The organism is Bdellovibrio sp. HAGR004, assembly GCF_055397015.1.
In genome coordinates, this window is sequence record NZ_AP029176.1 from 1,712,263 (window position 1) to 1,738,820 (window position 26,558).

At 49.7% G+C, this 26,558-nt stretch carries 24 protein-coding genes; 11 read left to right on the plus strand and 13 right to left on the minus strand.

Features of this window, described 5'->3' with window-relative positions:
• Window positions 1–3: 3 nt before the first annotated feature.
• Complete coding sequence (locus tag ACZ5ZV_RS08680; RefSeq protein WP_464121001.1) at window positions 4–3,105, plus strand: efflux RND transporter permease subunit; 3,102 nt, start codon at window positions 4–6, stop codon at window positions 3,103–3,105.
• Here ACZ5ZV_RS08680 and ACZ5ZV_RS08685 read toward each other — a convergent pair.
• Window positions 3,096–4,505, minus strand: a complete 1,410-nt coding sequence (locus ACZ5ZV_RS08685; protein WP_464121002.1) for a protein adenylyltransferase SelO family protein — start codon at window positions 4,503–4,505, stop codon at window positions 3,096–3,098. The two genes, ACZ5ZV_RS08680 and ACZ5ZV_RS08685, sit on opposite strands and share 10 nt — an antisense overlap.
• 101 nt (window positions 4,506–4,606) lie before the next feature.
• Between ACZ5ZV_RS08685 and ACZ5ZV_RS08690 the strand changes: the two genes are divergently transcribed.
• Window positions 4,607–5,086 carry a MerC domain-containing protein gene (locus ACZ5ZV_RS08690; RefSeq protein ID WP_464121003.1) on the plus strand — a complete coding sequence of 160 codons (480 nt, stop codon included), beginning with the start codon at window positions 4,607–4,609 and terminating at the stop codon, window positions 5,084–5,086.
• 175 nt (window positions 5,087–5,261) lie between these two features.
• Window positions 5,262–5,648: a high-potential iron-sulfur protein gene (locus ACZ5ZV_RS08695; RefSeq protein WP_464121004.1), complete on the plus strand. Its 387-nt coding sequence runs from the start codon at window positions 5,262–5,264 to the stop codon at window positions 5,646–5,648.
• A gap of 79 nt (window positions 5,649–5,727) precedes the next feature.
• Here ACZ5ZV_RS08695 and ACZ5ZV_RS08700 read toward each other — a convergent pair whose 3' ends face one another.
• A complete protein-coding gene (locus ACZ5ZV_RS08700; protein WP_464121005.1) occupies window positions 5,728–7,392 on the minus strand; it encodes an AMP-binding protein in 1,665 nt (554 codons plus the stop codon).
• A gap of 114 nt (window positions 7,393–7,506) precedes the next feature.
• Here ACZ5ZV_RS08700 and ACZ5ZV_RS08705 point away from each other — a divergent pair, with 114 nt between their 5' ends.
• Entirely contained in the window at window positions 7,507–8,691 is a 1,185-nt protein-coding gene (locus ACZ5ZV_RS08705) for a hypothetical protein (protein WP_464121006.1), read from the plus strand.
• Window positions 8,681–9,151: a peroxiredoxin gene (locus ACZ5ZV_RS08710; protein ID WP_464121008.1), complete on the plus strand. Its 471-nt coding sequence runs from the start codon at window positions 8,681–8,683 to the stop codon at window positions 9,149–9,151. Before ACZ5ZV_RS08705 ends, ACZ5ZV_RS08710 begins: the two co-directional genes overlap by 11 nt.
• Before the next feature lie 22 nt (window positions 9,152–9,173).
• Here ACZ5ZV_RS08710 and ACZ5ZV_RS08715 read toward each other — a convergent pair whose 3' ends face one another.
• Together ACZ5ZV_RS08715 and htpG are read right to left on the minus strand one after the other, a co-directional pair.
• Window positions 9,174–9,800, minus strand: coding sequence for a hypothetical protein (locus ACZ5ZV_RS08715; RefSeq protein ID WP_464121009.1), 627 nt, complete (start codon window positions 9,798–9,800; stop codon window positions 9,174–9,176).
• A gap of 197 nt (window positions 9,801–9,997) precedes the next feature.
• Window positions 9,998–11,875, minus strand: a complete 1,878-nt coding sequence (htpG, locus tag ACZ5ZV_RS08720) for a molecular chaperone HtpG (RefSeq protein WP_464121010.1) — start codon at window positions 11,873–11,875, stop codon at window positions 9,998–10,000.
• 373 nt (window positions 11,876–12,248) lie between these two features.
• Between htpG and thrS the strand changes: the two genes are divergently transcribed.
• Complete coding sequence (gene thrS, locus ACZ5ZV_RS08725) at window positions 12,249–13,496, plus strand: threonine--tRNA ligase (RefSeq protein WP_464121011.1); 1,248 nt, start codon at window positions 12,249–12,251, stop codon at window positions 13,494–13,496.
• Window positions 13,497–13,640: 144 nt separating this feature from the next.
• Here thrS and ACZ5ZV_RS08730 read toward each other — a convergent pair whose 3' ends face one another.
• Genes ACZ5ZV_RS08730 through ACZ5ZV_RS08745 form a run of 4 tightly spaced genes read right to left on the minus strand, consistent with a single transcriptional unit; the run spans window position 13,641 to window position 17,289 of the window.
• Window positions 13,641–14,720: a tryptophan 2,3-dioxygenase family protein gene (locus ACZ5ZV_RS08730; RefSeq protein ID WP_464121012.1), complete on the minus strand. Its 1,080-nt coding sequence runs from the start codon at window positions 14,718–14,720 to the stop codon at window positions 13,641–13,643.
• On the minus strand, window positions 14,717–15,742 hold the full coding sequence (locus tag ACZ5ZV_RS08735; protein ID WP_464121013.1) for a threonine aldolase family protein: 1,026 nt from the start codon (window positions 15,740–15,742) through the stop codon (window positions 14,717–14,719). Before ACZ5ZV_RS08735 ends, ACZ5ZV_RS08730 begins: the two co-directional genes overlap by 4 nt.
• 3 nt (window positions 15,743–15,745) lie before the next feature.
• Window positions 15,746–16,705, minus strand: a complete 960-nt coding sequence (locus ACZ5ZV_RS08740; RefSeq protein WP_464121014.1) for a formimidoylglutamase — start codon at window positions 16,703–16,705, stop codon at window positions 15,746–15,748.
• Window positions 16,705–17,289: a hypothetical protein gene (locus ACZ5ZV_RS08745; protein ID WP_464121015.1), complete on the minus strand. Its 585-nt coding sequence runs from the start codon at window positions 17,287–17,289 to the stop codon at window positions 16,705–16,707. Before ACZ5ZV_RS08745 ends, ACZ5ZV_RS08740 begins: the two co-directional genes overlap by 1 nt.
• 167 nt (window positions 17,290–17,456) lie before the next feature.
• Between ACZ5ZV_RS08745 and ACZ5ZV_RS08750 the strand changes: the two genes are divergently transcribed.
• On the plus strand, window positions 17,457–18,305 hold the full coding sequence (locus ACZ5ZV_RS08750) for a hypothetical protein (protein WP_464121016.1): 849 nt from the start codon (window positions 17,457–17,459) through the stop codon (window positions 18,303–18,305).
• Window positions 18,306–18,324: 19 nt separating this feature from the next.
• Window positions 18,325–18,858 carry a hypothetical protein gene (locus ACZ5ZV_RS08755; RefSeq protein WP_464121017.1) on the plus strand — a complete coding sequence of 178 codons (534 nt, stop codon included), beginning with the start codon at window positions 18,325–18,327 and terminating at the stop codon, window positions 18,856–18,858.
• 37 nt (window positions 18,859–18,895) lie between these two features.
• Here the strand turns inward: ACZ5ZV_RS08755 and ACZ5ZV_RS08760 are convergent, their stop codons facing one another.
• Window positions 18,896–20,227 (minus strand): chloride channel protein, encoded by a 1,332-nt coding sequence (locus ACZ5ZV_RS08760; protein WP_464121018.1) that lies wholly within the window; start codon window positions 20,225–20,227, stop codon window positions 18,896–18,898.
• A 53-nt stretch (window positions 20,228–20,280) separates the two neighbouring features.
• Window positions 20,281–21,207 (minus strand): HD-GYP domain-containing protein, encoded by a 927-nt coding sequence (locus ACZ5ZV_RS08765; protein ID WP_464121019.1) that lies wholly within the window; start codon window positions 21,205–21,207, stop codon window positions 20,281–20,283.
• 68 nt (window positions 21,208–21,275) lie between these two features.
• Here ACZ5ZV_RS08765 and ACZ5ZV_RS08770 point away from each other — a divergent pair, with 68 nt between their 5' ends.
• Window positions 21,276–21,758, plus strand: a complete 483-nt coding sequence (locus ACZ5ZV_RS08770) for a hypothetical protein (protein ID WP_464121020.1) — start codon at window positions 21,276–21,278, stop codon at window positions 21,756–21,758.
• On the opposite strand, the gene queG is transcribed toward ACZ5ZV_RS08770, so the two are convergent.
• Entirely contained in the window at window positions 21,755–22,789 is a 1,035-nt protein-coding gene (queG, locus tag ACZ5ZV_RS08775) for a tRNA epoxyqueuosine(34) reductase QueG (protein WP_464121021.1), read from the minus strand. The genes ACZ5ZV_RS08770 and queG overlap by 4 nt on opposite strands.
• Before the next feature lie 110 nt (window positions 22,790–22,899).
• On the opposite strand from queG, the gene ACZ5ZV_RS08780 reads away from it, so the two are divergent.
• Together ACZ5ZV_RS08780 and ACZ5ZV_RS08785 are read left to right on the plus strand one after the other, a co-directional pair.
• Complete coding sequence (locus ACZ5ZV_RS08780) at window positions 22,900–24,051, plus strand: CCA tRNA nucleotidyltransferase (RefSeq protein WP_464121022.1); 1,152 nt, start codon at window positions 22,900–22,902, stop codon at window positions 24,049–24,051.
• Window positions 24,048–24,650 (plus strand): RDD family protein, encoded by a 603-nt coding sequence (locus ACZ5ZV_RS08785; protein ID WP_464121023.1) that lies wholly within the window; start codon window positions 24,048–24,050, stop codon window positions 24,648–24,650. Before ACZ5ZV_RS08780 ends, ACZ5ZV_RS08785 begins: the two co-directional genes overlap by 4 nt.
• Window positions 24,651–24,668: 18 nt before the next feature.
• Here ACZ5ZV_RS08785 and ACZ5ZV_RS08790 read toward each other — a convergent pair whose 3' ends face one another.
• Both ACZ5ZV_RS08790 and ACZ5ZV_RS08795 read right to left on the minus strand, forming a co-directional pair.
• Window positions 24,669–26,057, minus strand: a complete 1,389-nt coding sequence (locus ACZ5ZV_RS08790) for an HD-GYP domain-containing protein (RefSeq protein ID WP_464121024.1) — start codon at window positions 26,055–26,057, stop codon at window positions 24,669–24,671.
• A complete protein-coding gene (locus ACZ5ZV_RS08795; protein ID WP_464121025.1) occupies window positions 26,054–26,557 on the minus strand; it encodes a chemotaxis protein CheX in 504 nt (167 codons plus the stop codon). The genes ACZ5ZV_RS08790 and ACZ5ZV_RS08795 overlap by 4 nt, the downstream gene beginning before the upstream one ends.
• Window position 26,558 lies beyond the last annotated feature (1 nt).

Consider the following 26,558-nt stretch of genomic DNA (forward strand, 5'->3'; position numbering starts at 1 on the left):
TTTATGAATTTACCGAGTCTGTCGATTCGAAGACCGATTTTTATCTCCTGTATCGTGATCCTGATGTTGATTCTGGGGGCATTTTCTTTGCGCAAGATGCCTGTGGATATGTTCCCGGATGTGACCTTCCCGGTTTTGTTTGTGCAGGTGACCTATCCTGGTGCTTCGCCATTGGATCTGGAAAAGCAGGTTTCAAAACTGATTGAAGATGAAGTCGGCAGTATATCCGGTCTGAAAACTTTGACCTCAAACAACTTGGATGGCGTGGCCATCATTGTTGTCGAGTTCCAGCTGGGAACAGACATCAAAGAAGTCGAACAAGAGGTCCGTAATCGTATTGGGAATATCCGCCGGGATTTGCCGGCGGATATTTATGAACCGGTGATTCGTCGTTTTGACCCGGCCGATCAGCCCATTGTAACCCTGGCGGTGACTTCGGATCTTCCCGAGGGGGCAGCCTATGATCTGGCCAACGAAGTTATCAAACCCCGCTTTGAGCGCATCAAGGACGTGGGGCAGGTCGACATCTTTGGGGGCCGCAAGCAGGAAATCCATGTTCTTGTGGATAAGAACAAACTGCAGGATCGTAAAATTTCGATGCTGCAGGTGTCTCAGCGTGTGATTGACACCTCCAAGGACATTCCAATTGGGAAGATTGAAAACGACAAGGATGAAACAACCTTGCGCACAAATGGTGAATTTGAATCTTTGAAGCAGATCGAAGAAGTGAATGTCAACTTCGTCGGATCTGACAAGGCGATTCTGGTCAAGGATGTGGGCCGGGTGGTGAAAAGTCTGGAAGACCAGAAGACCATGGGGCGCATCCGCGGAGAGCGGGCCCTGTTGATGAATGTTTATAAACAGCGGGGTGCCAATACGGTGGCCGTTGCCGAGGCTGTTAAGAAGAACATCGAAAAGGTCAATGCCATGCTGAAGGAAAAAGGCATGAAGGGTGCGGTGACGATGGTGCGTGATACGTCTCGCCCGATCCAGCTGAACGTCTATGACGTGAAAGAATCCATCATCATCGGTATTATCCTGTGTGTGATCGTGGTGTTCTTCTTCCTGGGGTCTGCGCGTTCGACCTTTATCACGGCGATGGCACTGCCGAACTCCCTTTTGGGTGGTTTTGTCATCATGTATGCGATGGGTTTCACCATCAATCTTATGACTTTGTTGGCGTTGTCTTTGGCTGTGGGTCTTTTGATCGATGATGCGATCGTGGTGCGGGAAAATATTTTCCGTCATCTGGAAATGGGTAAAAAACCGAAGGATGCCGCACTGGAGGGAACCAAAGAGGTGGCCATGGCCGTCATTGCCACGACTCTGGTTGTTATTGCGGTGTTTGGTCCGATCTCTTTCTTGCAGGGGATTGTCGGTCAATTCTTCAAGCAGTTTGGCTTGACGGTTGTCTTTACGATGCTGATTTCGTTGTTTGATGCTTTCACGGTGGCACCGATGCTGTCTGCTTATATGGCTCACCCGAATGAGCACGTCAAAGGTGATGGTATCATTGGGCGTATGCTGGCGGGCTTTGACCGCTTCCAGACGTGGCTTGAAAACTGGTATGAAAAGGGGCTTAAGTACACTTTGGGGAACCCGAAGAAAGTGCTTGCCGGTGGAGCTGTTGTCTTTGTGATGTCCATGGGGACTTTGGCCTTCATCCCAGCAACCTTCCTGCCATCGCCGGATAACGGGGAGTTCATGGTGAACATCGAGTTGCCGGTGGGATCGTCTTTGATGGCAACCAGTGCTTTCACCGAGAAAGTGGAAGCGCTATTTGAAAAAGACCCGGCTGTGGACATGGTTATGACCATTGTGGGGAACACGAATAACGAATCCAACAAAAGTTCCATCTTCATCCGTCTGGTAGAAAGAAAAAACAGAAGCATGAACACCACGGACTACAAAGAGTCCCTGCGTAAGAAACTTCCGCATTTTGCCGCAGAGGCGACGGTGTCCCTGGGGGACATTGATGCCGTGAACTCTGGGCAAAAACCTTTGAATGTGAATATTCAAGGGGAGGATCTGAATCAGTTGAACGAATACGCGGTCAAATTGGTTGAGCGTTTTAAAAAGATCCCGGGTTTGGTGGATGTGGATACCAACTTCCGTTCTGGTAAGCCGGAGTTTCATGTTGTCTTTGATCGTGCCAAGTCCGAAAAGCTGGGTGTTTCCACGGTGACGGCCGGAGCGGAACTTCGTAATCGCACGGAAGGGAACGAACAGGCGATTTATCGTGAAAACGGGATCGACTATAAAATCCGTGTGCGTTTTGAGGAAATGTACCGTGATCTGCGCACGCAGTTTGCATCGACCTTTGTTCCTAATGCGAACTACAACATGATTCCACTTTCTCGAGTGGCACAAGGTGAAAACGCCTCTGGATTCTCACAGATTAACCGTCAGAACAAAGGCCGTTACATTCAGATTTCCGGGAACCTTGCCAAAGGTGGAGCCTTGGGCACGATTTCGGCTGAAATTGAAAAAGTCATCAAGAATGAAATCAAGCCGCCACCAGGGGTTGATTTCAGCTTCCAGGGGCAAGCCGATGACTTTAAAGAGCTGATTGAAAATATGCTCTTGGCGATTTTCCTTGGTGTGATCTTCATCTATCTGGTTCTGGCGAGCTTGTATGAAAGCTTTATCACTCCATTCACGATCTTGCTGGCATTGCCACTGGCGATGACGGGTGCATTCCTGGCATTACTGATCTTCGGTAAGACCATTGATATCTTCTCGCTGATCGGGATTGTGCTGTTATTAGGTGTCGTGGCGAAGAACTCGATCTTGTTAGTGGATTACACGAATCATCTGATTCACGAGGGGATGGAGCGTAATGAGGCGATTATCAAAGCCTGCCGCACGCGTCTGCGTCCGATTCTGATGACCTCCCTGGCGTTGATTGCCGGGATGGTCCCCATCGCGATTGGTCTGAATGAAGCCTCTGCGATGAGAACCTCCATGGGGGTGGCCATCATCGGCGGTTTGATCAGTTCGACTTTGCTGACACTTTTGATCGTGCCAGCGGCGTTTGGTTTCGTTGAAGACTTCAAGGCCTGGTTCCGTGCGAAACTGGCCCGTATCGCCGGTTATCAGCCGTAAAGACCCCGGAAGCTTCGGATCTGTTGAAGCTTCCGTTCAAAGGGAGCCCAGTCGTCGCGTTCGGCGATGGGCTTCCACAGCGCTTCCAATTCATCAATAATCAATGAGCACGCATGACCTGTTTGCAGGTAGGGGTGTTGCGCTTTGGTGGCATCGGCCACTTCGAAGTAAGACAGGGAATCCTGTAGCTTCTTGAAGGTTTCTTTCTGGTAAAGCTCTTTTTGCGGCGAGCGTTCCAGGCGTTCTGCGATTGCGCCCGAGTGCAGATCATAAAGTGTTTGTTCAAACAGACCTTTTTCCTGATCCAGGAACTGAAAAAGGTGAGTGACCAGTTCCGCGTTCAGATCGTAAATTGCGGCACCTTCTTCTAAAGGGTTGTGCAGATTTAGGCGCAGTAAAAGTCTTCTTTGAAACTCAAAGTTGAAGGCATCTCCATAATCCTCAAGAATTTCTTCGACGGGCAGATCCGGGAAGGCCACCTTGAGGGCGGCCCCAAGTTGATGCAGGTTCCACAGAACGGCTGTGGGCTGACGTCCAAAACAGTAAAGCCCGGTCTGATCAAAGTAGGCGGCAGTGAACGCCGGATCATAAACTGGCAGGAAGCGATAGGGTCCGTAGTCAAAACTTTCGCCGGTGATGTTCATGTTGTCGGTGTTGAGAACTCCATGAACGAATCCCGCCATCATCCAGGCGGCGACGGTCTTTGCTGAAGCATAGGATACTTCGCGCAGAAAAGCTGCGGCTTGTTCTGTGTCAGCAAATCCACCCAGTGAAGGATAAAAATGCTTCACACAATAGTTCAGTAACTTTTTGATGTTCTCGGCCTGATTTAAAAAAGCCAGTCGTTGAAAAGTTCCAAAACGGACGTGACTGTGGCTGAGTCGAACTAAAACTCCGGCGCGGGTCGGGGAAGGTTCGTCATGTCGTTGCAGGCTTTCGCCGGTTTCAAAGACTGAAAAAGTTTTGCTGGTGTTGACCCCATAGGATTCCAAAAGTTCGGTCGCCAGAATCTCCCGGAAGGCTCCCTTGAGAGTCAATCGGCCATCTCCACCTCGGGAATAGGGAGTGCGCCCGCTGCCTTTGGTGCCCAAATCCAAAAGACGGTTTCCGGCCTGGAATTGGGCAAACAGAAAACCTCGCCCATCCCCCAGGTCCGGGTTGTAACTGCGAAATTGGTGGCCATGATAGCGCAAAGCCAAAGGGGCCTTGATGTTCTGAGGCAGACTTTCAAACTTCCAGAAGTGTGTTTGCCATTGTTCAGCCGTCAGGTGACCTAAACCCACGGATTCTGCGGCGCTTTGATTGCGATAGCGCAAAATAGCTTGCGGAAATTGGGCAGGTGGCACTTCGTCGTAAAAATCAGGGCCAAGCTCATAAATTGGAGGTACAAAGGACGTCATGACCCCTTATCTTCTTTTCCCGGTACAAACGCAAGGGGGGCTATTCTAGTTGACAGTGATTTGCATTTAGGGGAAAACAGTGACACCAAAGGCGGTCTTGCGTGGACGAACAAATTCTTACCCAACCCTCAGCTCAACAAGATTCCTGCTGCGAGGTGGATCACACTCAGCATGAGGAGTTTGCAGAAAAAACAGAGAACTGGGACCGTATCGGCATCTTCCTGTCTTCCTTGTGTGCCATTCACTGTCTGGCGACGCCGCTGCTGGTGCTGTTGCTTCCCGTATTCGGGGAGTTTTTCCATTCTGAGTGGGTTCATTTGACCATGGCGGTGGTGATTCTGCCGGTGGGACTTTTTGCCTTCTGGTCGGGTTATAAACACCACAAGCAGGCGCGGGTCTTTGCCTTGGGTGTCTTGGGGCTTTCGATGGTGGCAGCAGCGTCGGTCCTTCCCCATGAATGGGTGGAGGTGATGGAGCACGATGTGGTTACCATCGTCGGCAGCTTTTTACTGATCACAGCCCATGTCCTTAATCGCCGTGCGTGCCTATGTCATAAGCACGAGGCGACCCGCCTAAAGTAGTATTTTGAACTTCAGTCAATGCAGCTTTTTGTGGCAGGCAGTGCCTCATTCTGCTGCGATTTTAGTAGGTTAGCTAAAGGAAATATGCGCCATCGCATACTTTTTCGCGTTTTTCAATTGAAAACCAAGTGAAAGATAGTAGTGTTTAGTTGAAAACTAAATGATGGAGGCATCTATGATCGAATCTAAAATGAACCGTCGCGGTTTCTTCTCAACTCTTGCAAAGATCACTGGCGTTGCTGTGGTTGCACCAGCGGCTTTGTCTGCTGTTTTCTCTTCCACGGCTGAAGCTCAGAAAAAACGTGGTGGCGCTCCGGCAGCGGGCGGTGCAGCGGCAGGTGGTATGCCGATGGTGGACCCAAATGATTCCGTGGCAAAAGCGGTAAAGTACGTTGAGGACTTTAAAAAAGCTCCAGAAGCCAAAGGTAACGACTGCATGGGTTGCGGCTTCTACGCTAAAAAAGAAGTTCGTAACGGCAAAGAAGTCGGCACCTGCACTATCTTCGCTGGTAAACTTGTTTACGGCCAAGGCTGGTGTGCTTCCTGGAATAAAAAAGCGTAAGCTTTTAGTTTCTAAGAAAATAAAAAACCCTGATAAGTGTTCTTATCAGGGTTTTGTTTTTCTAAACTGTTGAGTTGAATTACTTGGGATTGTCGCGCAAAGCACGGCGCAGGATTTTACCGACATTTGTTTTCGGCAATTCCGCACGGAATTCCACCAGACGAGGCACTTTGTAGTTCGTCAAGCTCTTGCGGGCGTGAGCAATCACATCTTCTGCTGTCAGGTTTTGATCTTTTTTCACGACAACCGCCTTTACGATTTCGCCGGAATGTTCGTCAGGAACACCGATGGCCGCCACTTCCAGAACTCCTGGATGGGAAGCAATGGCTTCTTCCACCTCGTTTGGATAAACGTTGAAGCCTGAAACCAGAATCATGTCTTTTTTGCGATCCACGATCTTAAAGAAGCCGTCGGCATCTGCCACTGCGATGTCGCCGGTTTTCAACCAGCCGTTGTTCAGAACTTGAGCTGTTTCATCAGGACGATTCCAGTAACCGGCCATCACTTGAGGTCCACGGCACACCAGTTCGCCCGGCTCGCCCAAAGCAACTTCTTTACCGTCGTCGTCAACCAGCATGATGTCCGTGCTTGGGAATGGCAGGCCAATGGTTCCTACGCGGTCTGTTCCGTCGATAGGGTTGCAGCACACCACGGGGGAGGCTTCTGTCAGACCGTAACCTTCCACAATCACGGATTTGGTCAGCTCCATCCACTTTTCAGCGACAGATTTTTGTAAAGTCATCGCACCAGCTACGCTGACTTTCACGCGGCTGAAATCAATGGTTGTAAATTCCGGGTTGTTCATCAAAGCATTGAACAAAGTGTTCACGCCCGCCATCACCGTGAACGGAGTTTTCTTAAGCTCTTTGATGAACCCAGGGATGTCGCGGGGGTTGGTGATCAGAACATTTTCGCTTCCGTAGCGCAAAAGACCCAGACAGTTCAGAGTCAGGGCGAAGATGTGATACATCGGAAGGGCGGCAATCGCGACCTCTTCTCCTTCGCGCAGTTTCGGAGTCATCCAGTCACAGATTTGCAGCATATTCGCCGCAACATTTCTGTGCGTCAGCATGGCACCTTTGGCCACGCCTGTCGTGCCACCTGTGTACTGCAGGAAGGCGATGTCTTCCAAAGTGGTCGGAATTTTGGAAGAAGGTTTCATCGCACCCAGTTCCATGGCCTGACGGAAAGAGTAGGCTTGTGGAATATGGTACGGTGGAACCATTTTTTTAATATAACGAACTACCGAGTTTACCAAAATTCTTTTCGGAGTCGGGAACAGATCCGCGATCTCAGTGATGACAACGCTTTCGATGTCAGTTTCCTTGATGATCTCTTGCAGAAGGTGGGCGTAGTTGGCCAAAATCACAATGGCCTTGGCGCCAGAGTCCTTGAATTGGTGGCGCATTTCTTTGGCTGTGTAGAGCGGATTGGTGTTCACGATGGTCAAGCCTGAGCGCAAAGCCGCGAAAGCAACAATCGGGAACTGCAGTAAATTTGGCATCTGGATAGCGATGCGGTCGCCTTTTTTAAGTTTCAGTTCGTTTTGCAGGAAGGAAGCGAACTGATCCACTTTCTTGTCCAGATCTGAGAAGGTGAGACTGACTCCCATGCTGGTAAAGGCTTTTTTGGAATTGAACTTGCGGATGGCCTCTTCATAAACATCCACCAAGGAGTTGTAACGTGTCAGATCCACCTCGTGCGCAACACCTTTGGGGTAGTTCTTGAGCCAAATTCTTTCCATGGAGACCTCCTGCTAAAGTTGCATCAATTTGATTCTCTGAAAGTTTAGAGTAAAGATTCGAATGAGGTAAAGTAAATTCTTGTTTTCACAGGGCCTATTTGCAAAACTGGTGGTATGAAACTTCGCCGCCTCATCATCTTCGGAATCGCTCTGTCTCTGCTGACTTCCTGTTTCGGGAAGGAAGAGGAAACGCCTGTGGTAACACCGCAGAAAGTGGTTAAAGTGCTCACTCCGAAGGCAGATGAGGCTGCAAATAAAGATAAAAGTTTGGAATGGATGGTGCGCTATCTTTCCGAAGCGGACGGAATTCATCGTGAAGCATGGTGGGTTTTGACCGCAGCACGTCCTCCCATCGGAAAGTCACCCTTTGGAAAGGCCCAAAGAGCGTTGTTGGCCTCCCAAAATATCAAGCTGACGAACAAGTCTTTGTTCCGGTGCGATCGGTATCTGGTGAAGCGCGATGTTCTGGGGCTGGCCGGTTATCCGCAGAAAGGCGAGATTTTTGAAAAGTGCAGTGAAAAAACTGAGGCCAAACGTCTTGCCAGCTTTGATGTCCCCAAAGATGGTGAATTGAATCTGATTTTCTATCCCGAAAATTTGCAGGAGGTTCTTGGATTGGGTGCGAGCATCCTGAATAAGCAGATTCACTGTTCACTGCGCGGTCGGGATAAACTGGAAAGCTTAAACTGTAAAGACTGGGCGCAGGATCGCAGCAAAGAACAAATGATCCGTCTGGACGTGTATGACTATCAGAAGTCCGGAAAGAATTTGATCAAGCTGCGCGGGAAAGTGTATGAAAATCTCACGGACATTCGCAAGATCGAAGCAGATGTCCCGATGGAGGGTAAGATCACGGTTCTGGAAACAGAGCTGTATGCGCCAGAAGCGCCACCTGTTGCGGTGACACCGACACCAGCGGGGACTCCGACAAAACCGGGGGCTCCGGGCGCGATTGCGCCGACAGGCCCCGTTGCCGTTCCCGGAGTGAATCAGCCGCTGGAGCCGGTCAGCGGCACTCCTAGTTTGGGAATGCCACCACCACGGGACCTGCCGGGCGGGATTGATCCGGATGTGATGTTGCAAAGAGGACAGCAACAGCAAGGGCAGGGGGGAGAGATCACTCCTGACGAGCCCGGCGCCGATGGGTGGCCGGAAGGTGAAGCACCACCGCAAGAGGGATTGCCGCAGGAGCCCCAGCCTGAGGTTGAAAGTGACCCCTCAATGCTTGTTCCGGAGCCGATCCCGCAACCAATACCTCAGCAAATAGAACCAGTAGAAGGAGCTCCACATGGCCGCTAAAGTTGAAATGGGTAAGAAAGTTCCAAATTTTAAAATTCCATCTTCCAGCGGAGAGACCTTAAGTCTGTCCAGTCTGAAAGGGAAAAAGGTTGTTCTTTACTTCTACCCAAAGGACAGCACACCGGGATGCACAACAGAAGGGATTGAGTTTAACGAACTGCTGCCGCAGTTTAAAAAGCAAAACACCGTGGTCTTTGGTGTTTCCCGCGACAGCCTGAAGTCGCATGATAAGTTTATCTGCAAGTACGATTTTAAGTTTGAACTTCTCTCAGACGAAGACGAAGAGCTATGCAAGCTCTTTGATGTGATCAAAGAAAAGAACATGTACGGCAAAAAAGTGATGGGTATTGAGCGCAGCACCTTTGTGATTGATGAAGATCAAAAACTTGTCGGAGAGTTCCGCAAGATCAAAGCCCAAGGACACGCGGCGGAGATTCTTCAGTTTTTGAAAGAACTCTAGACGTCAGAAAAAGCGAGCAGGGCTACCAGCCAAGGCCGATCGAAAAAACCATACAGCTAAGATCGTATTTGGACTTAAACAGAGTTGCACTCTCGCTTTTATAGAGAACTTCGGCATTGAAGTTCCATTTGTTGTTGTTGGCGCTGGTTAAAATCCACTCAGAGCCGATTCCGGCAGCATAACCGACCGAGAATGACTGATCGCTGCGGTGAATGTTCTCAAGTTCCACCGTCTTTCCAAGGGCTACAAAATTGTATCCCAGCACTCCGCCAGCAGAAAAATAGGTGTTGAAGCCTCTTTTTTTTCGTTCAATCACGAACACTTGAAGGCCGGCTTCCGCCGTGGAGTTGTAGTACTTAAAGGAACTGGAAACTTCTGTCGTTCCATCGAGAAACGTTTGGGTTCCCGCCATACTTCCAACCTTGAAGCCAAAGTAGGGAATCAGGCGTTTTCCATCCATAAACACGGTGAGGCCCGCTCCCAGGCCGGTGGCTGTTTCAGCAAAGGACTTGCCCGGTTCGCCAGAGTAGTTGCTTTGATAGGCGCTGAGTCTTGTGCTTGGAAAAATTCCGGCCTGATTCGCTTCACAGTCTTTCGACGCTGTGAAAAGTGCGCAAAATAATGTGAAGTAATAAAAATATCTCAGCATTAGCAAAAGATCGGAAGGTGTTAAGGAAAGTTAATCGCCTTTAAGCTTCTTCTATACAAAGGCCCCACCTCCTTTGCCGTCTCTTAATCTTTCTTTGGTGGAAATTACAGATCCGAAATGAAGATCGATATCCCCTTGAGTTGGGTTCGCTGGGCGAAAAAAAAGCTCCCCTGATTCTTTGGGGAGCTTTTGGGCGTTTAGTGTTTGGTGCTGTCAGCGGCCTGAACCATCAGCTCGGCAATTTGTTGCGAGAACTTCACCGGATCAGGAAGGTTGGAGCCTTCTGTTAGCAAAGCCTGTGCATACAAAATCTCGGCCCACTTTGTTTGTTGATCAGGAGAGGCCTTCAACATTTTTTCAAAGACCGGGTGATTCGGATTGATCTCCATAATGCGTTTGATGTTTTGACCAGCATACTCTTTACCCATCTGTGACATCAGCTTTTGCATGTGTGCAGATGGGTCAGAAGAAGATGCCACAAGGCAGGCCGGTGTATTGGTCAGGCGCTCAGAAAGAACCACGTCCTTGACGTTGTTCTCTAAAGTCTTTTTCATGGACTCCAAGACTGGCTTCAAGGTGACCTCGGCCTGTTTCTTTTCTTCTTCTTTCTTTTGTTTTTCTTCCGCCGTGTCCAGGTCCAGGCCTTCGCGCATAATGGATTGCAGTTTTTTGCCTTTGAATTCGCTCATGGCATCAACAACCCATTCATCCACAGGGTCTACCAGCAGAAGAACCTCAAAACCTTTTTCCTTCAGCTTTTCAAGGTAAGGGCTGTTGGACACCTGAGACAGGGAATCACCCGTGATATAGTAAATATCCTTCTGATTTTCCTTCATGCGCGCAACATATTCATCCATCGTTGTCATCTTGTCAGAGGACGTTGAATGGAACAGCACCAGATCCTGAAGTTTTTCTTTATTTGCCGGATCGGAAGGGATGCCTTCTTTCAAAGTGGCGCCGAACTCGGTCCAGAAGTCTTCATAGGCACTACGTTCTTTTGTCAAAAGGTCCTTCAACGTGGCCAGCGCCTTAGTCGTCACATTTTTGCGAATCTGTGTGACTTGGCGGTCTTGTTGCAAAAGCTCACGGGACACGTTCAGTGACAAATCACTGCTGTCCACAAGGCCTTTTACAAAGCGCAGGTATGGCGGCAGAAGATCTTTGCAATCGGCCATAATGAACACGCGTTTGATGTAAAGGCTCAAGCCGTATTCCATGTCACGCATGTTGTAGTTCCATGGTTTTTTGCCCGGAATGTAAAGCAAGGCATTAAACTCCATCGTGCCTTCAGCTTTGTAGTGAACGGTGCGCAGAGGTTCGTTCCAGTCTTGAGTCAGATGCTGGTAGAAGTCCTTGTATTCCTCTTTGGTCACTTCAGACGGTGACTTCAACCAGATGGCTTTTTGTGAGTTGAGTGTCTCGTCTTCCTTTTCACCCTGCATTTTGATCGGATGTGCGATGAAGTCGGAATACTTCTTCACCAGGGATTTTAGAACCCACTTGTCTGTGAAATCCTGAACTTCGTCTTCTTCCTTGAAAGCTTTCATGTGCAGGGTGATGGTCGTGCCTGTGCCTTCGGGACGAGGAACGTTGTCTAAAGTGTAGGTGCCATCTCCTTGGGATTCCCACACGGTGCCGTCGTTAGAGCCCGCCTTTTGTGTGTGCAAGGTCACGCGGTCTGCGACCATGAAGGCGGAATAGAAGCCTACACCGAACTGACCGATCAGTTCCGGCTTGGTCTTCATCTCGGCATTCATTTGCATGAAGGCTTTGGCTCCAGAGCGAGCGATGGTTCCGATAAACTCAACAACTTCTTCCTGAGTCATCCCGATTCCGTTATCGATGATTTTCAAGGTCTTGGTTTCACTGTTGGGCTCTAGACGAATGTGTGGTTGCCAGTTTTCAGGCAGAAGGGAGGGGTGAGTCAGGGAGTTGAACTTGAGTTTGTCGATCGCATCAGACGCGTTGGACAGAAGTTCACGGAGGAAGATCTCTTTGTGGGAGTACAAAGAGTGGATCACGATATCCAGAAGTTGTTTAATTTCTGCGTTAAAATTTTGCACCTGCTTGGCCATACTAACTCCTTCAAAAGGTAAAAATACCTATTGAATGTGAGTCCTTGGCGGAATTTGGCAAGGTCGGAGAAAAGAAAAAAGGTGCCTGGTGACTTTTTCTAACGCGGCGTGGGCGTAAAAGTCATCAGGCACCTGTTAAATTTTTATGGCAGCTCTAAAAATTACTAATTGGTCGGATATGGATGCTTTGTGTTAGCCTGATTTTATGAATTTTAGCCAATCGGCGAACCTTATTCTAGCTCTCACCATCACCACCCCGTAGGGGTTCAAGCTCTATTTTGCGGCCCTGTGTGGGCGCGCTTCGAAAAAACCAATGTCATTTTCATAAATTTTTTACGTCTGCCTAAAGTGCTGGCAGAGGAGTTGTTTTATTATGTCTTCCGTTAAAAATGGACAGGCCGGAGTGAGCCTTGTCCAAAAAGATCATCGAGAGTTAAACCATGAGCTGAATTACTTCCAGGTGGATGAGGCCATTGGTGCGGGGTTGCCCTTGTGGTTGCCTGCGGGGGTGGTGATTCGTGATGAGCTTGAAAAGCTCATGCGAGAACTGGAGTTTCTGGCGGGTTACGAGCGCGTCGTCAGTCCCCACATCGCCAAAGAGGATCTGTATTTCCAGTCGGGCCATCTGCCTTATTATGAAGAATCCATGTACCCCGCCATTGATCTTGAGAGTGTTAGATATCGACTGCGCCCGATGTGCTGTCCCCATCATCATAGAATCTTTTCGGCCAAACTGCGCAGTTATCGTGATTTGCCGTTGCGGTTGGCTGAATATGGGCAGGTCTATCGCTATGAGGGGTCGGGCGCACTGTCTGGTCTAATGCGCGTGCGCGGGCTTTGTCAGAACGATGCTCATCTATATGTGCGTGAGTCCCAGGTGAAGGAGGAAATCCTGAAAGTCCTGCAAATGTATCAAAAGGCTTATGAGATTTTAGGCATTAAAAAATACCGTCTGCGTTTGTCGAAATGGGATCGCAGCGGGGATAAATATGTTTCGATGCCGGAAAAGTGGGACTGGGCGGAAAATGTTTTGCGTGAAGTCCTGCTGGAAAGCGGACTGGCGTTTGAAGAGGAGTCTGGCGAGGCGGCCTTCTATGGACCGAAAATCGATATTCAAATTGAGTCAGTGCTCGGGAAAGAGGAAAGTGCCTCCACTGTTCAATTGGATTTTATCAGTGCTGAGCGCTTTGATTTATCCTTCATCAATGAGTCCGGTGAAAAAGAGCGGCCCTTGATTTTGCACCGGGCGCCACTTGGTTCGCACGAACGCATGGTGGCCTTACTGGTGGAACTCTATCAAGGAGCGCTTCCGTTGTGGCTTTCGCCTGAACAAGTGGTGATTGTCCCCTTGGCAGACAGACATGTGGCCGCGGCCGAAGATGTGCGAAGCGTGTTACATAATGCTTTCTTGCGGGTGCGAGTCGATGGGCGGGTGGAATCGCTGCAAAGAAAGTTGGCCGAAGCGTGGCAAAGCAAGGCCTGTTATGTCGTGGTCATCGGTGATCGAGAAGTCGAAGAAGGTAAGATCAGCGTGCAGCGCCGAGGAGAATCGGTTCGGCAGAAGATGGCAGCCGAAGATTTGAGGGATCTCTTACTAAAAGAGGTCAGCTCCCGGCAGTAAAAGGTGCCTGGTTGTTTTTTCTGGCTACGTCGCATCAGGTGGCGTTCTGGTTATAAAAAAAGCCCACAGTGCTTGTGCCTGTGGGCTTTTTAGTTTTTATCTTTTACTGCTGCGCTGTAGCCAGAAAAAACAACCAGGCACCTTTTAATAATGGAAGCTCATGCGGTCGGCGATGGATTTCGGCAGAGGTGGGACCTGCGATCTTGGGATCAGGAACGTGGTCAGGTTGAAGAAATCGCCGAAGATCTTGTGTTTGGCCGTGGCATCGGCCAGGTATTTGTGACCGCTGGAGCCACCGGTGCCGATCTTCTGACCCAGCATTCGCATTGCCATCAAAGCGTGGCGATAGCGCCAGGTTGTCATCGTTTCATCGATATCCAGAAGCGCGCGGATGATTCTAAATGGTGTTTGCAAGATCGGTTGATCGCGGTGCAGTTGAATTAACAGGGCTGCATGCATGGCCTTGTGACTGAGGCGGAACTGTCCTTCGGCGCGCAGCTTTTCAAAAGCTTTTTCGTCAAACAGGGCGTCGAAGCTTTTGAGGGTTTGTTCCAAACCTTCCACGGTTTTCTTTTTGATGTCCTCTGTCAGCTGCGGATTCTTATTCACGGTATTGATGTCATCCTGGAACATTTTGTTCACAGCTTCTTTGTAGGATTCCCAGAAGTTGAAGTTTTCACCCTGCAGGAACGGTGTTCGTTCCAGCCACTTTTCCACGCAATCATGCAAGGACGGCTGATTCAGGACTTCCAACATCTCGGTCTGCTGGGATTCGCTTAAGGATTTATAGAACGGGGACTGGTTGTAAGCCAGGCGATCTGTCATGCGCAGACCCAGCTTTGTTTCAATCAAACGCCATTGGTAGCTTTGGAACCCGGAAGCAGGATAAAGCATGTCACGGAAATCCAGGAAATCCAGTGGAGTCATGGTTTCCAGCACATCAATCTGACCGATGATCAGTTTCAATATGCTCACAATACGTTCCAGGCGCGCACTGGCCATACCCATTTCAGCTTCCGCCACCACCGGCTTTTGGAATGTCGAAAGAACCGAGTTCAATTCAAAAAGAATCTGTTTAAACCATAGCTCATATGTCTGATGAACGATGATGAAAAGCAATTCGTCGTGGGCTGGCTTTCCGTACTCCACACTTTTGGGATGCTGGGAATTCAGCAAAGGATCCAGACCAAGATAGGAATGATAGTGCACCGGTGGGTATTTCATTGGGAAAGCTCCTTAAGTAACTGGACGAAACCGTCGATGTCCTGCTTTTGGGTGTCCCATGAGGTCATCCAGCGGCATTCAAAAGTGTTTTCATCCCAGACATAGAAAAAATAATGTTCACGAAGCTTCTTCACCCAGTGGCTGGGTATCGTCGCAAAGACAGCGTTGCTTTGCGGGAACTCCCGCACGCTGACGCCAGGAATGTTCCTGCAGGACTCGTAAAGATACAAGGCCATTTCATAAGAATGTGCCGCGATCTCCTGCCACAGATTGTTTTTGAAGTAGGCTTCAAACTGACAGGCGATGAAGCGAGTCTTCGAAGGCAGTTGCGCCGACTGTTTGCGAATGTACTTAAAATCCGCTGCCAAATCCTTATTCAGGATCACAACAGCTTCGCCCATCATCAGTCCGTTCTTGGTGCCCCCGAACGAGACAATGTCCACGCCGAGGTCCGTGGTGATTTCCTTGAAAGTCTTCTTCAGGAAAAAAGCGGCATTGGAAAGGCGGGCGCCATCAATATGCACATACAGCTTGCGAGCCTTCGCCCATTGAATCAGATCTTTCAGTTCTTGCACAGAATAGGTGGTGCCCAATTCAGTTGGTTGGGTCAGACTTAGCACTTGGGTCTGGGAGTAGTGCTGATCTCCGCGGCGAATGAAGGCTTTTTCCAGAGTCTCCACCTGAAGCTTTCCATTCACTGAAGACAAGGGCAGTAGTTTACAGCCGACCATGTATTCCGGGGCACCACATTCGTCCACGTGGATGTGAGCGACATCAGAGCAGAAAACCGATTGATGAGGCTTCGCCAAAGCCCGCAGTGCTGTCACGTTGGCGGCCGTGCCATTAAAGACAAAGAACACCTGAGCATCCGGACCAAATTGTTTTTTGAACTCCGCCACGGCGGCTTCGGTCCATTCGTCAGTGCCATAGGCCGGGGCGTGTTCAGTGTTGGCAGCAAGCAATGATTCCAGAATGCGAGGATGAATGCCTGCGTGGTTGTCGCTGCCAAAACCGCGTTTCATGATCTAGCTCTTCTTTAGATTTGCAAAAATAAAATTGTGTGCAAGTAACGCCGCCAGCTTGCTGGTGCGATTGTCCTGATCCAGAGGAGGGGAAACTTCGTAAATACCGATCCCGCGCACATCAAAGTTTTCAATCATCCAAAGATAGCTTTTTAAAAACTCTTTTGTGAAAAGCCCGGTGGTCCAGGACTGGCTGCATCCCGGGGCTTCGCTGGAGGTAAAGGCATCAATGTCGATGCTCAGGAAGATTTTCTTTTTCTCTTTGCCTTTAAGATAACCCTGCAAAACATCCAGCAAACCGCGCTCGTTCACGTCATCCAAAGTGAAAACCTCGGCGCCGTGATTTTTGGCCCATTGGATATGAGCTTTGCTGTTGCATTGATTTTGGATGCCGACCTCTGCGAAGTCCACATGACCTTGGAACTCGGAAAGCACGCGGTGGAAAGGAGTGCCGGAATTAAAACCTTTATCGGTTGGGCGCACATCCATATGAGCATCAAAGTTGATCAGAACGGCCTCGTCCTTAAAAACGTCCAAGAAGCCTGCGCCATCGCAATAGCCATAGTCGTGCCCCCCACCCAGGGAAATCCAACGCTTGCCAGTTTGAGCCAGAGTTCGCGTGGTTTCGCGCGCACGTTCGTGACGTTCGGCCAAAGATTTTTCTTTGTCGATCAAGTCCCCCAAATCCAGGATCTGTGGCAGACGGGTGCTTTGTAAATGCGGGGTCATTTTATAAAGGTATGTGCGGATTTCACGCGGAGCCACCTGAGCGCCGACGCGGCCACCATTCAGGCCGATGCCTTCATCGTCAGGAAAACCGATGATAGCAAAATCAAAATTGTATTCAGGAAGTTTGCTTAGGTCGCCTTTAGTAAGGAGCTGGACGCATTCACCGAGACGCGGATCCTCTTTATCGTTTTTGGTGAAAAGAAGATGTTTGTCGATGGAATGTAACCAGCTCATTATTTCAATTCGCCCCACTTACTTAGGTGAAGAGTCCGAGTCACGTTGCCCGTTTCGGAATCATAGATTTTCATCGTAGCACGGGATTTATTAAAGCGGATAGTGGCAAAGGTGGTGGACGTTGCGTCAGACAGGAAGACAACCCAGTCTTTCCCCGTGGAGGGAGTGACGCTGTAACGATACGTGATCGGGTCGATGATTGCGTAGTCCTGTCCTTTTTGGAAGTCTTTTACGCTGATCGGATAGAAGCTCAAAGAATTAAAGTCACGCACAGTCAGCAAACCATCAGAGCTGTGCCAGTAGCCCAGCATCTTCTTCAAGCCAACATAATCCACGCTTTCGATGTACGCCACGCAGCTGTTTGGATCCAGAACACCGGAAGCTGTCACAGTGTCACCCGTGGAAAGGCGGCGAATGTTGGCTTCCGTATCTTGAGATTCGGATTCGACAAGATAACGAACGCAAGCAGAATCGGCTCTCAGGTAAGTGCCTGTAATATCGCGCTCAATCGTGCCCGAAAGAGGGCGCGCAGAAAAGCCAACAGATCCTGAAATCAGAATGAGGACGAAAAGCAGAATTCTCATGCCCCACCTTTTTTCATGGGAGAATAACCCGGTCAATAGTATTTCGACGACCTTTTTTGACTCAACGAGTCAGTTGCTTATATGTGTGGCATTTATAGGGAAACAACCGAGTAAAACTCAACATTTCTTGCTCGTTGGCCATGTGTGCTTCTAGGATTGAAATATAAATGACCAATGAGAATCAAATCTGTCACTTGTTTTTCCCCTGGAATGGGGAGCTGCCTTCGCAAGAGGTGGTTGTCCTGCGCGATGTGGAAATTGTCGGAGTCGGGGCTTTACGCCGTCATCAACTGGAAACCCTTAAAGAATCAAAAAAGCTGGTGGTGCAAACCCATGAGCCGCAGATTCCCGATCAGGTGCGAGCCATCTATGATGCCGAACTTTTGCGAACGCTGGAATGGCTGCGTCCCTTCAAGGTGGAATCGGGGCAGGCGTTTGAGTTCACGGCCGAGCAATGGCGTCTATTTGCTTTGCTTTTTCCAAAAACTCGGGGGCACTTGGGGCTGGCGGCGGATCGCTTGCGTGATGAGTATCTGCAAAACATGGACTGGAGCAGTTGGCTGCTTCAGGATCACTGGCGTTACTTTGTCGGTTTTCTTCGTCAGAAGTTTCCAGGGCAGTCAGAGATTCTGGAGACCGCTCACTGGGAGTGGGTGCAGGCGTGGATCGAGATTCAGCCCTTTGATGGCGAAAGTCTTTCAGAGCCCGGCATTGTTGCCTTAAACCCCAGCCTGCAGATAGTGACTTTGTCCCGCGAAAATCAGATCCTGAAGCGAGACAAAGGTATGTACGCCTTCATCTATAATTCTGCGACGGCCACTGTGGGAGAAAGACCACTGGACCTGGTGGATGCTCTTTTCATCGACTTATTACAAGAAGATAGGAAGTATTCAAAAAAGCAACTTCTTGAAATGGCCTCTTTAAGCCTGAAGGCCGCGCCCGCACTATCATCTGAAGAAATGGAAAAAAAGTTTTTATCCCTGGTGGCTGACGGTATACTCAAAGACGTTCCTTAAACTCTAGGAAGGAGTCTGAATGAGTAAGTTGATTTTGACACTGGTAGTGGCAGTCAGTCTGTTTTCAGGGGTGTCTCAAGCGGCGACCTCCAGTGGTGTGATGCTGACGGCAAATGCATTTATGTACAACACGACAGCCGAGATCACTCCGGGCACCAAAAGTGAAGCCAAGTCGAGCATCTATGATATCAAGTTGGGATATTTAGGTGGCAACGGTGTTTATCTGGGCGCCATTTATACAATCAGAAATTTGCAGGAAGATAGTGACACCACAGAGGGGCACGCAATGGGGGCTTCCCTGGGTTATGTGGGATCCAGCGGCTTTTACGTGAAGGGACATTATCTGGCCAGTGCTGAACTGGGCGACAACAAAGAGGGCACTGGGATCCAGGGGGATCTTGGCTATCTGACGAATGTCACTGGTGCGCTGATTGTCGGCGTGGAATTGACCTATCGTTCAATCGAATACAAGAAGAATGAAACTGCTCCGGGAATGGAAAAGCTGAAGCAAGATGAGTTGTTCCCAATGCTAACCGTAGGATTTGTGTTTTAGTGGAAGCGATGCATGGATGGACAGAGCAAAGAGCCTCTTATTGAGGCTCTTTTTTTTGGCGATCATGAAGGAAGTCTTCTTTGACCAGATCATAGAAGGAGTGCTTGTGGAACATGCGAGAGGCGCCCACTGCGATGGCTGCACTGAGCATCATCGGGAACAGGGCTGAGTGGCGGTCGGTCATTTCAAAGATCAGAATAAACGCAGTGAAGGGTGTTTGCATAAAACCGGACAAGAATGAAATCATGCAGGTCAGAATCAGGAGATGATGATTGTGAGGCCAGGCCACTTGTGCCATGAAAGAGCCCATTACGGCGCCAATCGATAGTGAGGGGGCAAACAGACCACCAGCAGCTCCGGCCAGAGCCATCAAGAGCGGCCCCGCCAATCGTACCAGGACATCTTTTGCCTCTGCAGAAGAATCACGGAACAGCAGGTCCAAAATCAAGGTCTTACCACCACCGATAGAATGGTGACTGATGAAAACGATGCAAAGCCAGAAAGTAACGCCACAACTCACATTTAGCACGCTGAGTTTGATAAACGAAGTCAGGGATTTTCTTTTCTTATGAATGGAAAAAAGAACCGAACCAAAGCTGGCACCGGCAATTCCGGTCAGTGCCGAGGTGATAATAACCCAAAGGTAAGTTTCCCAACTGATGGATTCAATACTTGGGAATCCCAGATACAGATAACTTCCCTGGAAGGTCTGAACCAAAAGCCCCGTCGTTATGACGGACCAGATGACGTAAGTTTTGAAGTTATTGAAGTAATCTTTACTGAGTTCTTCCAGTGCGTAGGCGATACCGCCCAGGGGGGTGTTGAATGCGGCGGCAAGCCCCGAAGCGCCCCCTGCCAGGATGAAGGAGCGCATGGAAACTTGTTGGATCCACCGGGTTGACTTTTCGCCAATGCGATAAAAAAGGCCCGAGGCAATCTGAAGTGTGGGGCCTTCCTGTCCGACGGCGCCTCCTCCCAGAACACAGGCGATGGAAGCGATGATTTTCATAAAAATTGTGCGAAGGCCGATCAAAGAGCGAATCAAAGTCTTGTCAGATGCCGGGTCCAGTTCATTGGCAATCAGCATTTGTGGAATTCCACTGCCACCGGCTTGTTTGGAAAATCGATAGGGCAAATACCAGCTCAGATAAATCAGAGAGACCGTTAAGACAAGTGAAGCACTCCAGTGCAGGTTTTCAACAACCTTGAGGGCCACCTCTTCGCTCCAGAAAAAGGCCTGTGAATAAAGCACAGAAGTCAGGGCGGCGATTAAGCTTGCAATCAAAAATGGAACCAGGCGTAAGGTGTCCTGATACTCAAACTTGCTGACGATATTAAGCCAGTTCTGGCGCAGGGAAGTAAAGGTCATGTTTAACCCTTACTCCTGTTAAGCCCTGGTGAAAACCTTTTTCTGGTAAAAAATCACAGCCCTTTGAGAATGTCATTCAGATGTTGCAAATGATTCAGAGGGTGCTTTCCAACGTGCTCGATCATCAACTTTTTAGCGGCCTCATTCTTGGCAACACCCTCAAAGGTGATCAGACGATCCAGAGCGTTCGCGGACGACACCAGCACAGCCAGCGGATCCATCTCTTTTTCACGCAGACCCTTGGGGCCGGAACCATTGATTGTCTCCTCATGCTGGCCGATGATGTTGATCACGGTCTGATCAAAGTGTTTTTTGTCCTGAACTTTTTGTGCACCCTCTTCCGGATGTTTTTTCCAAAGAGCGGTATCCGCAGCACTCATCTGAGTCAGAGGCTGATTTAAGTTCAGTGGGGAGGCGTGGTGGCCATAGTCATGCAGCAAGGCTCCCAAGGTTAAAAGCTGGGTCTTCTTGGGATCTGTGATACCCAGTTTTTGCGCCAGAGCAATCGAAAGGGTTGCCACGGTGACCCCGTGGTGAGAGATCGTCTTATCCGTGTTCTCGATGTTCATGACTGCCGACATGGCCTGAGCATTTGTCAGCAGGAAGTTGACGTATTTGCCGGCGGCGTCTTTGGCGTCATTGTAGGTAGCCACGTTGTCCGGATTTTCAAAGACCTCTTCGGCGTTGCTTTGTTGGGACCCCTGAATGATGTCTGCACGGGTTTGAATATCCTTGTTGCCTGTGCCGTCATAGGCAGTTTCAATATTTCTTTGCAGATAGCTGCGATAGTTGTTTTCCTCGTCGGTCAGGATGTACATCTTGCGCAGTTTTTTATCTTTCAGGCGCTTTAAGCGTTCCCCTTCAAAACTGTCTCCACGACGAAGGTAGAGGATCATCTTGTCGTTGATCTTCACGTAGGCATTGAAGTCGATTTTTTGATCACCACGCAGGGTGCTCACACGAATAGAAACATAATCCATTGCCTGGGTATCCTTCGATTGTTATCGTTAATGGAATGGCGATTGATAAAGAAATTGTAGAAGATTTTGTGTCCGAGTCAAAGTCCTTGATTGAAGAGCTTATCGAGCTTCTCGAAAGTATTGAAGGTGATTTTTCTCAGGTACAGAGGCTGGCAGACTATGGCAACAATGTCGATCGTATCATGGGTGGGGCCAAGAGTCTGGCCTTGATGGCGCCTCCAGATCATGCATTGCATATGATTGCGGACTACGCCGGTATCTGCAAAGCGGTGGGATACAAGGCATCACAGATTCAGGAAAATGAGCAATTTTTCGATATCTGCGTGGCGCTTTTGTTGGATGCCACAGAGACTTTGGAAACCCTGTTAGGGCGTATTCATCAGGAAGGTCGATTGTTGCGTGAAACCATCCCTCAGGCCTTCATCGAACGTCTGCGCTGGGTTTCCAGTCAGTTTGGTGAATCTGTCAGCGCCAGCGTGGGGACCGGAGTAGCCCCGGCCAAAATGAATCAATCCGAAATCGATGATCTATTGAAAAAACTCGGTCTCTAATTTGAAATTCGGCTCAAGGTCCATTGAGCCAGCTCACCTAATTTTTCATGCCTCAGAAGAGCTTCCACCTCGGGTCGAAGTTCTTTCAGGCCGCGGTTGGCACACACCAACAGGGCATTGCGCTTAAGTCCGAACGAACCTGCCCGGGCCAGCGGAGTTCCCAGAAAGTCTTTGCCTATTTTCTTGCCCGAGGCGCTTAAAATATAGCGCAGATCTTCAATCAGAAGATGTTCTTCGCTGTGTGAAAGGGAAAGTGATTTTTCTATCGACAGCTGGCCTTTGAAAACTTTTTGGTTCCACGGGCAGACGGTCTGACACAGATCGCATCCAAAGAACCAGTCGCCAATGGATTCACGCAGATCTTCCGGTGGCACCTGGCGTGATTCAATAGTCAGATAGGAGATGCATTTGCGTGCATCCATCTTGCGCGGCTCAAGCAGGGCTCCGGTGGGACAGATATCCAGGCAGCGTGTACAGGTGCCACAGAAGTCCGGTAATGGCTCGATCTCTGTTTGCAACTTCAGGGATGTGTAGATTTCGCCAATAAAAAACAAGCTGCCTTTTTTGGGATGAATCAGGCAGGTGTTTTTTCCCACCCACCCCAGTCCGGCGCGTTTGGCAAGATCCCTCTCCAGCACCGGACTGCTGTCGGTGAAGGCCAGAAATTCTTCCTCGGGAAACTGGTCCTGCAGTTTCGCACACAGTTGCTTCATGCGATCCTTGAACCAGAAATGATAGTCCATACCCTGCGCGTACAGGCTGACTCGGGCCTGTTTTAAAGGGAATTCCGCTTTTTTCTCGGGGTGGGGGAAGTAACTCATGGCAAACACCAGGGCGCTTTGCGCCCGGGGCCATTTGCTTTGGGGGTTTTCTTTGATGGGGGCGTGCTCTGCCAGATAGGTCATGTCCCCATGCAGTCCTTCCTGCAGCCATTCTTTGTAAAATTCAAAGCTCAGGGGTCTGCTCAATGGCGTCAGACCGAAATGGGAAAACCCCAATTCGGCTAAAGTTCCATCTATCAGACTTTTCATCTCCTGTGGCGTCACAAGAACAAACTCTTTCTTTCGGGCCGGTCTTTTTCTACACTGTCAGGGTGAAATCAGTTCAGGAACTAATTCATTCGCACCCTCATTGGTCCGCTGTGGAGTCAATCTACCACACTCTGCAGGCCCATGGCTACAAGGCCTTTTTGGCCGGGGGCTGTGTGCGCGACGCGCTTCTGGGGATTCAGGCCAATGATTTGGATGTGGCCACGGATGCCACACCAGAGCAGATTGAAGCTTTGTTCAAAAAGACCGTCAATGTGGGAAAAAGTTTTGGCGTGATGCGGGTTCTGGTGGAGGGGGCCGACATTGAGGTGGCAACCTTCCGCAACGACGGTGCCTATCTGGATGGGCGACGACCCGAGTCCGTTGTTTTCTCTACACCGATGGACGATGCCCAAAGACGGGACTTTACTGTGAATGCCCTGATGTATGACCTTTCAACGGATCAGGTCTTGGACTATGTCGGCGGGCAGGCGGACCTGAAGGCGGGTATTTTGCGAACCGTGGGAGATGCTGAAGGGCGTTTTTTAGAAGATCACCTTCGCTTGTTGCGGGCCGCGCGCTTTGCCGCGCAATTAAATTTTGTAATCGAAGATAAAACCACTCAGGCGATGACTCGCATGGCGGCCCTGGTTCGGAAGGTCAGTGGCGAGCGGATCCGCGACGAAATGAATAAACTTTTGAAAACCCAGGCCGCGCAACGGGGGCTGGAAGTCATGGTGCAAACCGGATTGATGCGGGAACTGTTTGCGTTCCGGGTGCGCGATAATTCCTGGTGGTCATGCTCTTTGGTTCAAGAGTCCTGGCAATCCCTGGCGCTCTTTGTGCGCAAAGCTGATTCAGTGGAAATGGAGCAGGCTCTGGACCTACTGAGACTGTCCAGTCGCGAAAGACGATGTATCGAAGATTCTTGGGGTGTGTGGCAGGATGCCCTCGCCCTTTTAAACCTGAATATGGGTAAAAAACTGCAAAAGATGACCCGCGACGGAGTGGTGTTTGCGTTGCGAGTTCTACTCTTGGAGTCCCAGCATGTGGCTCAGATACAAGAGCTTTTTGCTCAGTGGGACTTGTGGCAAAGGCAGCTGCCTCGGCCGTTTTTAAACGGTGAGGATGTAAAGGGTTTGTTGACCGGCAAGGCGATTGGCGACTGTCTGGAGCGGGCCTTTGAACTGCAGTTGGAAAGATCGCTGCAAAGCCGTGATGAGGCCTTGCAGTGGTTAAAGACGTATTTAAAGAAAGAAGTATGATGACAGAGGCATATGTTCCCAGCACTTGGAGAAGGCTTTTTGCCTACAGTGTAGATCAACTGGTGGTCTTGCCATTTTATCTGCCGTTTGTTGGTGTGTTTTTCAGGCTCTTTTTTTCGGATGATGAGGTGCTGGTCAGCTTGAATCAGTTGTTGGTGCTTTATTTGATCCCTGCAGTTTATGAATGTGTCTTTCTGATTCTGATGCAGGCCACGCCGGGGAAGTGGCTGATGGGATTGAAAGTTGTGCCTTCGCAAAACTACACCGAGAAGCTGCATTGGTCCCAGTGTCTGTTGCGTCCCCTGGTGGGGCGATTGAGTTTCTTCTTTTCCGCAGCGGTTTATGCGGTGGCCTTTTTCCGTTATGATCGCACGCATCTGTGTGACTGGGTGGCGGAAACGCGGGTGGTGCAGGGGACTCCTCGTCCCCGAAAAGCTCAGATCCGCTGGATCCTGGGCACCTTGGTGGTTCTGCTCTATGTCTATGAGGGGATGGTGTCAGCGGAAATGGTTCTGAAATCCATCAAATGGTCGGAAGGTCAGGCGGACCTGCGCGAGGTGTTTGATCTGCAGGACTACGTCGACGTCAGCTTCGAATAGTCTTTGCAACACGCAGGGTCAGGCCGCGGGTTTCCACTTTTTGAACAGGGATGTTGTCAATAGCAGATCCACTTCGCCACTGCCACTCATGGCAGCATCGCGAAGGTCGGCAATGGCTTGGTTGGCTGTTTTGGCTTTGTGATTTTCCTGCAGAGCCGTCATCTCATGGAAACGATAGGCAAAGCCCAAAAGTTTACCCAATTCTGAAATGTCGCCCCCTTGAAGTTTTTTAGGGAAACCCTGGCCATTGGTGCTTTCACGATGCTGGCCAATGGCTTCGGCAATTTCCAAAGGCAAAGGTACTTTCTTGGCTTTCACCATGTTGACTGAGCGCTCGGGATATAGATGATATTCGGCCATTTCTTCGTCGCTGTATTGGCTCAGCGGCTTGCAGCCGACGCTGGCAGGAAGTTTGGACAGTCCAATGTTGTGCAGAAGTCCTGCAATGGCGGCAGATTCACGTTTTTCCGCTGGCCACCCCAGAAGCTGGGCAAAGTAGGCCGCATAAGCGGACAGGCAGATGCAATCGTGATAGAGTGTGCGGTTGTTACCTGAGAAGCGGGAGATTTCATCGAAAATTTCATGCACGCTCAGGTCCTTGGTCAGCTCAAAGTCTGCCACGATGGATTTGCATTTCTCCAGAATTTCTTTGCCTTCTGAATAATCCGTGGCAGATCCGCTCAGGAATTGTGCCATGATCTGATAGATCACCTTTTTCGAACGATGGAACTTTTCGGTCATTGAAATTGGAAACGGAACATTACGCATGCTCATCACTGTGCGTGCGTACTCAAAGAACTGGTTCATCTGGGTTTTCTTGATGTACATCTGCTGGCGCAGGTTTTTGAACTTGTCTAGATGCTTTTGATCCACGACATCCCCAGCTCTTCGCATCAGGACCGAGCGATGGTTGGCGGGGAGATGGACATAGACATCAAAGTTGATCTGAGTGTCGGCATCCATGTCACGCAAATCCACGGGCATCAGGGCCGTGATCGGGATTTGATCGCCTTCCATATTGATGGGGGCCAGTTGTAGAACCATGTCCGAAATGAATTCGCGATCGAAGTTGATGTGCATGATCTGATCCGCACCGTTTTTCTTCAGAACCTCGAAATCCAGCGGAGCCAGCGAAGAATGCAAAACGATCACCGGGCAGTCCGGAAAATTCATTTTGGTGGATTGAATCCATTCGCTGGTCAGGTTGGTTCCATCCTGTCCGTCAATCAGAGCCAGGATAGGAGAAAAGCCGTCAGAGCTGTCGTGGTCCAGGGCTTCGTCGATGGAACGGAAGTGCTTGAGCTGGTAGGGATAGTAGCCCTTCAGGGTGGCGGTGATGGTTTCCCAGAAGGAGTCACGGGGACTCCCGATGAGAACATCAACCGTCTTGCCTGAAGTGGAACTCATTGTTGTACCGAAATCTCGACGTAGAATGTGGAGCCGTTAGTCAGGTTAAAAGGGATCACCAGGGTCGCGCCTTTGTCAGCGTGGGTGATTTTGAAATCACCGGAGATGACAGTCGGAATGGCCATTTCAAAATTATAACCCAGTTGGTTCAGCGTAGTTTTAGCGGAACCATAGATCATATTGGTCATCTCACCCACGGCATCGGAAACATCGCCATTGATGGCGGTGTACTTTTCACCCAGCATATTTTCCAGAATGTGGAAGATGCTGTCTTTGCCATAGGAAATCAGCAAAGTGCCTTTCAGTGGGGGTGCCACCATACCGACCATGCCGGCAATTTCCCCTTTGAGCACAAATTGAGGCTCAATGAAGGGTTTGCCTGGCGAAGCGTCTGTCTGCGCCATGGTCTTAAGGGTTTTGATAACGCCATCAACAAAAGCGTTGATCAGACGTTTATCGAACAGGGGATTGAGAGCCTCTACTTTTGGTGCAGCAGACATT